This window comes from Pseudoalteromonas sp. SR44-2 (assembly GCF_014163745.1).
In the GTDB taxonomy this organism is placed as follows: Bacteria; Pseudomonadota; Gammaproteobacteria; order Enterobacterales; family Alteromonadaceae; genus Pseudoalteromonas; species Pseudoalteromonas distincta.
Window position 1 is genome coordinate 13,593 of record NZ_JACJDW010000003.1, and the last position, 12,870, is coordinate 26,462.

General features: G+C 39.0%; 8 protein-coding genes. 6 read left to right on the forward strand and 2 right to left on the reverse strand.

Going from position 1 to position 12,870, the window contains the following annotated elements:
- Positions 1 to 264: 264 nt before the first annotated feature.
- The 3 genes from H5115_RS02470 to H5115_RS02480 all read left to right on the forward strand — a co-directional run bounded on the left by H5115_RS02470 (position 265) and on the right by H5115_RS02480 (position 6,762).
- Positions 265 to 2,586: a TonB-dependent receptor gene (locus tag H5115_RS02470; RefSeq protein ID WP_182753468.1), complete on the forward strand. Its 2,322-nt coding sequence runs from the start codon at positions 265 to 267 to the stop codon at positions 2,584 to 2,586.
- Positions 2,587 to 2,665: 79 nt separating this feature from the next.
- Positions 2,666 to 4,990, forward strand: coding sequence for a glycoside hydrolase family 3 C-terminal domain-containing protein (locus tag H5115_RS02475; protein WP_182753470.1), 2,325 nt, complete (start codon positions 2,666 to 2,668; stop codon positions 4,988 to 4,990).
- 122 nt (positions 4,991 to 5,112) lie between these two features.
- Complete coding sequence (locus H5115_RS02480) at positions 5,113 to 6,762, forward strand: carboxylesterase/lipase family protein (protein ID WP_182753472.1); 1,650 nt, start codon at positions 5,113 to 5,115, stop codon at positions 6,760 to 6,762.
- A 763-nt stretch (positions 6,763 to 7,525) separates the two neighbouring features.
- On the opposite strand, the gene pobA is transcribed toward H5115_RS02480, so the two are convergent.
- Entirely contained in the window at positions 7,526 to 8,734 is a 1,209-nt protein-coding gene (pobA, locus tag H5115_RS02485) for a 4-hydroxybenzoate 3-monooxygenase (protein WP_182711651.1), read from the reverse strand.
- 121 nt (positions 8,735 to 8,855) lie between these two features.
- Between pobA and H5115_RS02490 the strand changes: the two genes are divergently transcribed.
- Positions 8,856 to 9,728 carry a helix-turn-helix domain-containing protein gene (locus H5115_RS02490; protein ID WP_182753474.1) on the forward strand — a complete coding sequence of 291 codons (873 nt, stop codon included), beginning with the start codon at positions 8,856 to 8,858 and terminating at the stop codon, positions 9,726 to 9,728.
- A 5-nt stretch (positions 9,729 to 9,733) separates the two neighbouring features.
- Here the strand turns inward: H5115_RS02490 and H5115_RS02495 are convergent, their stop codons facing one another.
- Positions 9,734 to 10,873 carry a LysR family transcriptional regulator gene (locus tag H5115_RS02495; RefSeq protein WP_259396310.1) on the reverse strand — a complete coding sequence of 380 codons (1,140 nt, stop codon included), beginning with the start codon at positions 10,871 to 10,873 and terminating at the stop codon, positions 9,734 to 9,736.
- A gap of 197 nt (positions 10,874 to 11,070) precedes the next feature.
- Here H5115_RS02495 and H5115_RS02500 point away from each other — a divergent pair, with 197 nt between their 5' ends.
- Both H5115_RS02500 and H5115_RS02505 read left to right on the forward strand, forming a co-directional pair.
- Complete coding sequence (locus tag H5115_RS02500) at positions 11,071 to 11,760, forward strand: 4-carboxy-4-hydroxy-2-oxoadipate aldolase/oxaloacetate decarboxylase (protein ID WP_154903784.1); 690 nt, start codon at positions 11,071 to 11,073, stop codon at positions 11,758 to 11,760.
- Complete coding sequence (locus tag H5115_RS02505) at positions 11,761 to 12,834, forward strand: 4-oxalomesaconate tautomerase (protein WP_182716387.1); 1,074 nt, start codon at positions 11,761 to 11,763, stop codon at positions 12,832 to 12,834.
- Positions 12,835 to 12,870 lie beyond the last annotated feature (36 nt).

Genomic DNA, 12,870 nt, shown 5'->3' on the forward strand with positions numbered 1-12,870 from the left:
TTTAGGGGGGAGGTTGTTTGTGTTTTTATTATTTATTATTTTCAACCTCATGATTATAAACATTTAAAATTTAGCCTGTAGTGTGTTGGTTATAAATACGAAGCTTTTTGTTAATAAATTGTAGTTGAGAGATCTTATGTAATCGATTACATTTTGTGTGGCGATTATATCGTCATCACACAAAGATAAATTACGTTACGCTGCCATAAGTAATATAAATCAAGAGCTTAACTTTTAGAATTGTAAAACACACTAGGACCAACTATGAATCACCACACAAAAACACGACTCAGCTGTCTTATTTCTGCGGCATGTACATCCGTGGCTTTATCGACACCATTAGCTTTTGCGCAAGAGGCAAATCTTAAAAAAGAAAAAGATCTTGAAGTTATTGTTGTATCGTCAACTCGCACAGGTAAAGACCTTGCGAACACATCTGCTGCAGTAACCGCTCTATCAGCAAAAGCGTTGATGAACGCAGGAATAACAGATCCCACAACGTTACAAGATCAAGCGCCTAATATTTCTATTGATCGTGCAGGCTCAGACGGACTGCAAATAACAATTCGTGGTGTATCTAGTACTGATAACACCGAAAAAGGTGATCCCTCAGCTGCATTTTTACAAGATGGTATTTATATCGCGCGACCTCAAGCACAAGAAGTCTCATTTTTTGACTTAGATCAAGTTGAAATCTTACGAGGCCCACAAGGCACACTTTATGGACGAAATGCAACAGCAGGCTTGATTAATGTTATTTCTGCTAAGCCGACTATTAATGAAATATACGGCTCACTTGATGGGGGCCTAGGGGATTATGGACGCCGCCAAGCAACAGCCATGGTCAATGTGCCTATTTCAGAAAGTGCAGCCATACGTGCTGCAATAAATTGGGATAAGCGCGATACATACCTAAATAAAAATCCAGAATCTGAATACAGTATTGATCCAGGCAAAGATAACGCCTCGATTCGTTTAAGCGGGTTGTTTGAGCTTACTGATGATGTAAACCTTTTAGTCAGAGCCGACCATTCTTCTATTAAAGGCTCTGGGCGCAGTGCAGTAAAGCTTTCTAATTTTTATGATTTGAGCAATATAAATACATCGAATACAGTCAAAGGAGAAAACCCACCTTATATTGCAGATAACTTAAGCTCAGATGAGTTAAGAACCATAGGTTGGAAAGACTTAGCGCAAGCTTCAAAAGATGGTTACTCTTGGGGGGTTATGAGTGAGCTTAATTGGGAGATATCACCGAGTATAACAATAACCTATTTAGGCTCATACCGAGAATTTAAACGAAATGATCAAAATACCACTGGTTTAGTTGGCACAGTAGAGCTTCCTTTTGACACGATAAACATATCAGATAGACAAGTGTTTGAGGGTAACTACGACCAAAACTCTCATGAGCTTCGCTTTACTTATGTGACTGATACAATGAACTTGCAAGCGGGTATTTATTCATTTTCTGAGAAATCAGCTATTGACTACTATATTTATGCGGGTGAGCAAGGTGAGGATGGTTACATATTTGGTTTCCCCCAAAACCCAACAAAGTCTGAATCCTTAGCTGTATTTAGTCAAGGCACGTTTGACTTAAATGATCAGTTCAGGTTCACATTAGGCGCGCGTTTAACACAAGATAAAAAATCCCGTCTCGGCGCTATTATTAATCATTATACCGTTGATGAACCACTTGATTTTACGTTTGATGAGCAAACCAACCCAATTCCTGACTCTCTAAATAACGCAGAAGTCGATTACTCAGAGCTAACTTGGAAAGTGGGTTTGGACTATGATTTAAGCGAAGATACTTTGCTTTACGCTTTGGTATCAACAGGTTATAAGGCAGGTGGTTTTAACGATGGATGTACACAAGGCATGCCTAATTGCTTTAGTCCGTTATCTGAATCGGCATTATTTTACGACCCAGAAACACTGACAGCGTACGAGCTTGGCATAAAAATGGACTTAGATAGTGGATTACGTACATTTATAAACATGTTTAATTATGACTATCAAGATCTTCAGCTAAGTAACGTTTCTGAAATATGTGGTGGTTCGTGTCAGGTAACCAGTAATGCAGGGGAAGCAAGTGTAAAAGGTCTTGAGGTGGAATCTCGTTATTATATTACTGCTAACGATAAGCTCAATGTAGCCTTTACATGGCTAGATGCTCATTATACTGATTATCAGTTAAATCAAGACATTAATTTAAAAGGCGAAAAACTAAATCGCTCTCCAGAGTTTACGGCATTACTTAATTACCAGCATGTATTTATGCTCGATAGCGGGGCTGATATAGAAGTTGATCTTTCATCTCGATGGAGTGACTCGTATTCAATTTTATCAACTGCGTCGATATCACAGTTTGAACAACCTTCTTTTCATAAATCAGATATTTCTGTCACTTATCGCTCAGCTGAACGCGATTGGTTTGTACAGGCTTATGTTAAAAATATAGAAGACGAAACTACCGTATCTAATGCTTCATTAGGCCCAGCGTTTCCTGGCTTATCAGATGGTACTGCAACAATTTCAGACCCTCGTACAAGCGGGGTTCGCTTTGGTTGGGAGTTTTGATGTTTAACTGCTCGTACAGTGTACGAGCTTTTTTATTGTTAGCCAAAATTTCCAATTCTAAATACATAGGTATGTTTATATGAAAAAAATTAGTAATAAATCGGCAAAACTTAAAAGTGCATCAGCAGTATGGATCCCCTTATTACTTGTCAGTGCGTTAACTACATTAAATACGCAATCGGCTGAGTTACCTAAACTTGGTGTTGACCCTCTTGATGATGTGATTAATACATTAACAGTCGAAGAAAAAGTTAAGCTCGTTCGTGGTACAGGTATGGATACAGGTCAGGACAGCCCAACCGTTGGTCAAACAAAAGATAAAGTGGCCGGTGCTGCAGGCAATACGTTCTCTATTCCTCGTTTAGGGATTCCTTCAATAACATTAGCAGATGGTCCCGCCGGTCTGAGAATAGATCCCAAGCGAGATACCGATAAAAGCAACACGTTTCATGCAACGGCATTTCCTATAGCCAATTTGATCGCTTCTTCTTGGAACTTAAAGCTAGCGCAGGAGGTTGGTAAAGCTATCGGGAATGAGTCTAAAGAATATGGGGTTGATGTATTACTTGCACCTGCACTAAATATCCATCGTTTTGCATTAGGGGGGCGTAATTTTGAATACTATTCAGAGGATCCACTACTGAGCGGAAAAATTGCTGCAGCGGTTGTGAATGGGGTTCAGTCTCAAGGTGTAGGTACATCACTTAAACATTTTGTAGCAAATAACCATGAATGGAATAGGAATACGATTGATGTTCAATTAAGCGAGCGAGCTCTTAGAGAAATTTATCTGCGTGGATTTGAGATTGCCGTAAAAGAAAGTAATCCGTGGACAATTATGTCGTCTTATAACAAGGTAAATGGTGTTTATACATCACAAAGTAGCAACTTATTAACTGACGTTTTAAGACAGCAATGGGGATTTGATGGCGTTGTTATGACAGATTGGTTTGGTGGCACAGACCCTGTTGCACAAATGCAAGCTGGGAATGATTTGCTTATGCCTGGTATGGATTATCAAGAGCAAGCAATCTTAGGCGCTGTTAGCTCTAAAAAATTAGATAAAAAAGTGTTAGATCACAACGTTAAGAACATTCTTACTTTAGTTCAAAAAAGTTTAGTGTATAAGCAATATAAATACACTGATCACCCCGATTTAAAGACTCATGCAAAGCTGTCTCAAGTGGCTGCTGAAGAAGGCATGGTATTACTTAAAAATAGCGCAGATACTTTACCATTGAAAGGAGCTAAATCGGTTGCGTTATTTGGCATTCATTCTTTTAATATTATTATTGGGGGGACGGGCAGTGGTGATGTAAATGAAGCATATGTGACTTCGCTAGAGCAGGGTTTAAAAAATGTAGGAGCAGAAATAGAAGTTGGTCTTGCTGGTGCCTACAAGGCTCATATAAAAAAAGAACAAGCTAAAATACCGGTTTCAAAGCATCCTTTAGCGCCTTTCATGCCTAAAAAAGCTTTACCAGAGTTTTCACTTAATCAAAAGTACCTTAATGCGTCAGCTAAAAAATATGACTACGCACTCGTAACACTTGGCAAAAGTTCGGGTGAATTTATAGATAGACCTGAACACGATTTTTATCTTACTGATAAAGAGTTAGCCATGCTTAACATGGTGTCTAAAACATTTCGTGAGCAAGGCAAACCCGTAGTTGTTATTCTCAATGTGGGTGGTGTAATTGAAGTTGCCAGTTGGCAAGAAAAAGCCGATGCAATTTTATTAGCTTACCAACCAGGGCAAGAGGCAGGCAATGCGATTGCTAATATTTTAGTCGGTAATACTAATCCATCGGGTAAGTTAACAGATACGTGGCCGTTAGAGCTTAATGATTACCCCGCAGCTAAAGGATTCCCAGGCACCGTACTTGACCCTGACGCAAAGCCTGAAGGCATAATGCAAACTGTGCCTGCAAAAGTTAACTACGTTGACGATATTTGGGTAGGGTATCGCCACTTCAATAAACACAATAAAGAGGTTGCCTATCCGTTTGGTTTTGGTATGTCTTACACCAATTTCACTTATGGTGATATTACACTTAGCACTGAAACATTTACTAATAAAATAACGGTAAAATTAGCCATTACTAACACTGGTAAGGCAGCTGGAAAAGAGGTTGTTCAGCTTTATATATCAGCGCCACAAAATGTGTTAAAAAAACCTGAAAATGAACTCAAAGCATTTGCTAAAACTGACCTCCTTAAACCAGGTGAAACACAATTAATAAGCTTTGAGCTTGATGCTAGAGCGCTAACATCTTTTGATGAAAAACAAGATATATGGTTAGCAGAGGCTGGTCAATATGAGGTAAATATTGGTTCTTCTTCACGTAATATTCTAAAGCGTGCCACATTTAACTTAGACGAAAACATGGCTATTGAGCCTTAATGCTTAATAGAATAATTAAGTAAAATAATGCGGCTTTTTCATGTGGCTGCATTAATCAATAAGCAATTGCTTAATAAGGCAACCTGCTTAATTCAGCAACCTGCTTAATTCAGGAATTTAATATGAATACCTTAAAACGAATTCGCTTTATCATTGCAATGTTTATGAGCATAAGTATTTGTGCGAACGGGCAAGACTCAGCTGAACTTAATGAGCAAGCAAAAGCCACACATAATGTGATTGCAAAAACACAATTAGGGCTTGTTAAAGGGGTGTCTGTACTAGATACAAAAATGCCAGTTAATAAATTTTTGGGGATCCCTTATGCACAAGCACCTATTGCTAATTTACGCTGGCAGGGACCTAAAAGTGCGACTCAGTGGCGAGACGTGCTTGATGCAACTCAATATGCCCCTGACTGTATGCAAACCACATTTCCTGGTGATTCGGCGCCCCTAAAAGGCTCATTGAGTGAAGACTGCCTTTACTTAAATATATGGGCACCAGCACAAGATATCACTCAAAAGCGCCCAGTTATGGTGTGGATACACGGTGGAGGCTTTGTCAATGGCGGTTCGTCAGCGGCTATTTATAGTGGTCAGTCGTTTGCCGAATCGGGCGTTGTATTTGTTAGTTTTAACTACAGGTTAGGGCGTTTTGGTTTCTTTGCTCATCCTGGGTTGAGTGAACAAAGCAAAAATACACCGCTTGGAAATTACGGCTTGATGGATCAAATCGCGGCCCTAAAATGGGTTAAAAATAACATTACCCATTTTGGTGGAGACGCTGATAATGTAACACTTTTTGGTGAGTCAGCTGGTGGGCGCTCGGTGAATTTTCATATGTTATCGCCCCAATCTAAAGGGCTTTTTCACAAAGCGATTGTGCAATCAGGGGGTGGTAGAAGTGATTCGACAGAGACGGTCGTATACTTAAATAAAAAAGGCACTAAAGGTAACCCTTCAGCTGAGGATGCTGGCATTCAATTTGCTAGAAGTGTGGGAATTAATACCAATGATATAAAAGCACTCGCAAAACTACGTGCTTTACCTGCAGAAAAGGTATTGAGCGGTTTGAATATGATGAACGCAAATACGCCTACTTACAGCGGGCCTATGATTGACTCATCTATTGTATTAACAAGTGACGAGGAGGGGTTTGCTCAAGCTCTACAAACAAAAGTTCCACTTTTTATTGGCAGTACGGATTTTGAGTGGGGATTTTTAAAAGACTACGATCCGAAAGGTGCTATTGCAATAGCCACAGAAACGCTCGAATCAGTGAACAATAAAGCTCAGTTTACTAAAGCGTATGCGCCATTTGTGCTAGCTAAAAATGGGGAGTTAAATTATCCACTGCTAGGCTCTATGATATTCGGTGATAAGCGTTTTGTAGAACCTGCGCGCTATATTGCAAGCAAAGCGAGTATGAGTGAACAGCCTACATGGCTTTATCGTTTTAATTACGTTCCTAGCCACTTAAAAGGCAAAGTTGATGGCGCATACCATGCCACTGAAATACCTTTTGTATTTAATACTCTTGCGCAAAATCCGTTAACATCGCAAAACGATTTTAAAATTGCCAGTGCAATGCACGCTGCATGGGTAAGGTTTGCTAAATACAGCAACCCGTCACCTAAGCAAGGCATTGCTTGGCCTAATTACAATGCTAAAGATAATAGAATAATTGAATTTAACGAGAACGGAAGTGAGGTAAAACAAGACCCACTTGAGAATCGCTTAAATGAGATAACCAATCTAATTAGCCAATAAACATTTATAGAGCCCGTATATATACGGGCTTTTGTTGGCATAAATATTGATTTTTCATAACTAAAATTTATATTTTTAGAGCGTGTTGATATGTGTTTATTAAAAAATTAAACAAAGCATGTTTAGTGCATTTTAAGCATGATATTAGATTTTAATGTATTAACCATTTGGTCCGTCTGTTAGGCTGATTCAGTATGCTAAAAGCTGCATATGTGCCATTTAAATTAAACTCAAATACCACACAATAGCATTAAATCAAGGCGCAAACCCTGACCAAAGCGTTGCTGTTTACTTTTTAATTATTACGAAAAATTTCATTGATTCAGTAAAATTGCAGTTAGGTAAGCCGTATTTATTAGGTAGCAGACATGGCCTTAACGATTCAAATACATAGCTTATAGCTTAAAAGGAAAAGTTTAGGAGGCATATTATACAATTTGAATTCAATTGTTTTGATTCTGTGAAAGTTAAATTTCAGCAGCAAATCACCTCCAGATAAAATGTTGCCACTGAAATGTATGTTGCTTGGGTTAAATTTGTTACATATGGCAACTCATCACCTTATTTTACTAAAAATTTGCCACTACTTTCAGCGATAAAGAATGAAATTATTGAATTTAATCAGTTTTGGGAAGCTATCAAAAACGATCAGATAGTTAAGCGTTTAAACGATATAACTAAGTTAGTTAACTAATCGTATATATTAATAAATAAAGCCCATGTTACTAATATCATATGAGCTTATTATTTTAAGGGAACTTGTTTAAATTTTCTCGTATGGCATTCCCACATATTGGATTGCTATTACTTTTTTACCTTCTTCATAATTTAGATGAAAATCAAGGTCGGATGCCATGAATCGTTCAAGCGTTTTAGTCTCGTTTTCATTCATGTTGTCATCATCGTATTCATGCAGCATGTTTGACATCCACCATGAGAATCGCTCGGCGTGCCATACTCTTTTTAATGCTATTTCGGAGTATTTGGCTACCGCATCAGGTTCCTCACCATTGTATGTCTTATCTAGCAATTTGCTGAGGGTGGATACATCAGATGCTGCCAGATTAAGACCTTTAGCGCCTGTAGGTGGTACAATGTGAGCGGCATCGCCAACTAAAAATAAGCGTCCATCTTGCATTGGTTCACATACAAAGCTACGCAGAGGGGCAATACTTTTTTCAATGCTGGGGCCGGTAATCAGCATCTCAGCTACGTCTTCAGGTAAGCGTTTTTTAAGCTCAGTCCAAAATTCATCATCAGACCAATCTTCAATTTTATCAGTTAATGGCACCTGTAAATAATAACGTGAACGGGTTGAAGAGCGCATACTAGCTAAAGCAAAGCCTCGTTTAGTTTTACAGTAAATAAGCTCATCAGCAACGGGGGGAGTATCGCTAAGTAACCCAAGCCAGCCAAAAGGATAAATACGTTCAAATTCGTTACGTTTTTCTTTAGGGATAGATTGTCGAGAAACGCCATGAAAGCCATCACATCCAGCAATATAATCACAGTCTAATTTATATTCAATACCATTTTGTGTAAACGTTACAAATGGGGAGTTTGAACTTTGCTCATGAATGGCAACATCACTAGACTCATAATAAGTCGTTGCCCCTATGTTTTGGCGCGCTTGCATTAAATCACGGGTAACTTCTGTTTGCCCGTAACACATAACGGTGCTGCCATTTGTAAGTGCCTTTATATCGATTCGATGACGTTGACCATAATGTGCTATTTCAAAGCCATCGTGAATGTGGCCTTCCTTTTTCATTCGCTCATCTACACCAGCTTCTGCTAGTAGACTCACTAATCCTTGCTCTAAAATACCTGCACGAATACGACCTAAAATATATTCGCCTGATGCGCGCTCTATAATTATGTTATCGATCCCCTTTTTAGCTAGAAGTTGACCGAGTAACAATCCAGAGGGCCCTGCGCCAATGATTGCTATTTTAGTTTTTAATGATTGCATTTTTATACTCGTTGAAAACATCGTGTTCTTTTATATTGCTCATTAGTTAATGTTTAAACCATTCACAATTGATGTCATCTGTTGTACTTTTGAGTCAAAGTTAATTTGAGTACACGTGCACATGAATAAAAAAATTCCATTTTATGACCTATACGGAGAGCCGTTTATTCGCCAAGAGCCAGGTGCTGTTCATGTTGAAAATATAGCTTATCGAAGCAGTGAGCTTAAATGGGAGATATCACCACATCGTCATAATAAGTTAGTTCAAATTGTAATTGTTTTTAATAACTCTTGGGCTGCGAGGTTAGATGAAAGAGAGTATCAACTGAATGGTGATTGGGGGGTAATTATTCCGGCTGGTGTTGTACATGGCTTTCATTTTAAACCACGCACACAAGGCTTTGTAATTTCAATAGACGACAGTTTTTTAGTAAGCAATTATGGTGAGACTAGCCTGAATCAATTGTTATTAAAGCCATTGACGGTTGAGTTTGAAAATGCAGCACGTTTAGTGCATTTAAAGCACTACATAGAGCTGCTAATGTATGAAATTAATTATAATGAATTAGGTGCGCCTATTGCCGTTGAGCAATTGCTAAAATTGATATTATTAAATATTTTTAGGCAAAAAAACACTACTCTTTTGGCAAGTAACGCCCGCAGTCGAGAAACAGAAATAGTCGTTAATTTTAGAAGCTTAATTGAGCTAAATTATACCTCACATATGACTATTCCTGACTACGCTGAGAAGCTACATATATCTACTTCAAAGTTAAACCGTATTTGTAAAAGTTTATTAAATGATTCTCCCAAAGCAATTGCTCATCAACGTCTGATCACTGAGGCAAAGCGACGTTTAATCTATACTACACAAACAATCGACGAAATAGCGCTTCATTTAGGATTTAAAGATAGCGCGTATTTTTGCCGTTTTTTTAAGTTAGCCACTAATACAACCCCAACATTATTCAAGCAACAGTCGAATATTAACTAGCTCGATTAAAGCATGCGCGTATTGTTTTTAATTATTGTTAAAAAACGCGATTGCATTTGGGTAGGCTGCCAGTCTTTTCGTATCGTCAGTCCTATACTACGGTCAGTATCGGGCAGTGTCATCGGGCAGATAGCTAATATTCCTGTTTGTACTTCTATTTCAACTTGCTTGGCTGGTAACAAGGCCGCTCGAGAACTGTTTAATAAAATACCGCGCGCAGCAACTTGCGAGCTGCACTCTATTACATGGCTTGGTGGTGGTAAACCTCGGCTAACAAATATGTTACTAAAAACCTGCCACGCGGGTGTGCTTTTGTTAGGTGCTACCCAATCAAGTTGCTGGAGCTCTTTTGTTGATATTGTTTGGCGGCTTGCCAAAGGGTGTTGAGCATTTACTACAACACAAAGTTGATCTTTAAATAATGGAATTTGTTCAATATCATTATGTTGAGCAGGGATGCGTAATGCACCGACAATGATGTCAATTTCACCATGAAGCAAGTTAGCTAGCTGCTCTTGGTATGGACCATCTATAATACTTAGCTGGGCATCAGGAAATTCATTATTTAAAGCAATAATACTCAATGGCACAATAGCTGAGCGTGCCAATGGTAAGCTACCTACTTTTAGAGCACCATCCATTTGTCCATTAAACTCCCTCATTTCATAAATACCTTGGCGTAATTCAGAGAAAAACAGCTTTGCAAAACGATTTAGCAAGTTTGCCGTCCAAGTAGGTTCAATACCCAAGGGTGAACGTACCGCGAGGTCCTTTTTACATAGTTGCTCTAAATCTTTGATGCTGCGGTGTAAGGTGGGTTGCGACAAATTAAGTTTATTGGCTGCAGCGGTGTAGTTTTTCATTTGTACTAAGTGTATGAGTGCTACTAATTGCTTTGAAGTGACAGAGCGATTAAAGGCATCTTGCTTATGTTTATTATTAAAAATAACCCTCGAAAATTCATCTAAATACTCAAATGCACGTTCAACCCGATTTAGAAAAAATATACCGCTTGGCGTCGGTGTCATCCCCGAGTGGGTCCGAATAAATAGGACTTGATTAAGTTCGTTTTCAAGTTTTTTAATGCCTTGGGTGAGTGCCGACTGGGTTAAGTGAACAGTATTAGCTGCCTTGCTTAACGACATTAAGTTCTTTATATACAAGGCGCTTAACAAATGTCTATTATTAAAATTCATTTTTATTTAACTCACACATTAATATTTGATTACTACCACTATAGAAAAAACTAATGTCCTTTGACAGCTTTTTAAAGTTCTTTATATAGCTGACTTCAATATACTCATTGCATCAATAGCGTTTAATTATAAATAAGGTAAATAGTATGGCTGTGTGTATTACAGATATAGCGCGCCCTAATAAAGAGATATTAGAAAAATACCAAAATGCTGAAGTTGCAACGGTACATGAGGCACAAGGTCGCGTTGGCTTATTAGCCAGCTATATGAAGCCTATTTATCGCTCTGCTCGTATTGCTGGCAGTGCAGTAACATGTGAAGTGGCTCCTGGCGACAACTGGATGATTCATGTAGCTGTAGAGCAATGTCAGCCAGGTGATGTACTTGTTGTTACACCTACGAGCGGGTGTATTGACGGTTTTTTTGGTGACTTGTTGGCAACTTCATTACAAGCGCGAGGCGTTAAAGGTTTAATTATTGATGGTGGCGTACGCGATATCGCAACACTGACTGAAATGGGCTTCCCGGTTTGGTCTAAAGATGTTTATGCGCAAGGTACAGTTAAAGAAACCATTGCAAATGTCAATGTGCCAGTTGTGTGCGCAGGGGCTTATATAAAACCTGGAGACATCATTGTTGCTGATGATGATGGCGTTGTTGTTGTTGAACAAAGTCGTGGTGAAGAGGTTCATGAAAAAGTCCTGAAACGTGTTGCTAACGAAGAAGACAAGCGAAAGCGTTTAGCTTCGGGTGAGTTAGGTTTGGATATATATGCTATGCGCGAGCGTTTAGCAGCTAAAGGCTTAACTTATATAAAGCAAAGTGAGGATAAGTAAATGCACGCGGCTATTCCTTGCTCAATTATGCGCGGTGGTACCTCTAAAGGGCTTTATTTTTTAGCCAGTGATCTTCCGAGTGATTCCTCAAAGCGCGATGAATTACTGTTACACATAATGGGGTCGCCTGACACAAGGCAAATTGATGGTTTAGGTGGTGCGCATCCTCTCACCAGTAAAGTGGCTATTGTTGAAAAATCAATGCGAGCAAATACTGATGTGGATTACCTTTTTTTACAAGTTGTAGTTGATAAAGCGGTGGTGAGTGATACACAAAATTGTGGCAATTTACTCGCCGGTGTTGCGCCATTTGCAATTGAGCAGGGATTAGTGAATGCAAAAGAAAAAACAACCGATGTACGAATTCATATGCTAAATACTGCAGCCTCAGCTGTTGCACGCGTTCAAACTCCTAATGGCAAAGTAAGCTATAAAGGAGAGGCCGTAATCGACGGTGTACCAGGTTCAGCAGCGCCTATCACGCTCGACTTTCTAGATATAGCGGGTGCCAATTGTGGTGCACTTTTTCCTACGGGTAATGCCATAGATGAAATTAATGGGTATTCAATAACCTGTATTGATAACGGCATGCCGGTGGTTATTTTAGATGCTAGCGAGTTTGGTTTAGTGGGTGATGAGTCGCCTAATACACTCGAAGATAATACCGATTTAAAGCAAAAGATTGAAGCTATTCGTTTAATCGCGGCTAAGATGATGAATTTAGGGGATGTAACTAATAAAACGATTCCAAAAATGTCTTTAGTAAGCCCTGCAAAAAATGGTGGGGTAATTAACACTCGAACATTTATACCCCACCGTGTTCATGAGGCTATTGGGGTGTTAGGCAGTGTGAGCGTAGCAAGTGCATGTGTTTTAAAAGGTACAGTAGCCTATAGGCATGCTAACCAAAACTTTATTGATGGGGAGTTTGATATCGTTGTTGAGCATCCAACGGGTCAGTTTACTGTTGAAATGCAGGTATCAGGTATCGCTCAACTGAGCACTTATAAAATACATCGTTCTGCGCTGTTAAGAACCGCGCGCTTATTAATGGTCGGCTCAGCAATGGCTTGATCGACTACTAAAAGATAGTTTCAATAATACTCTCAG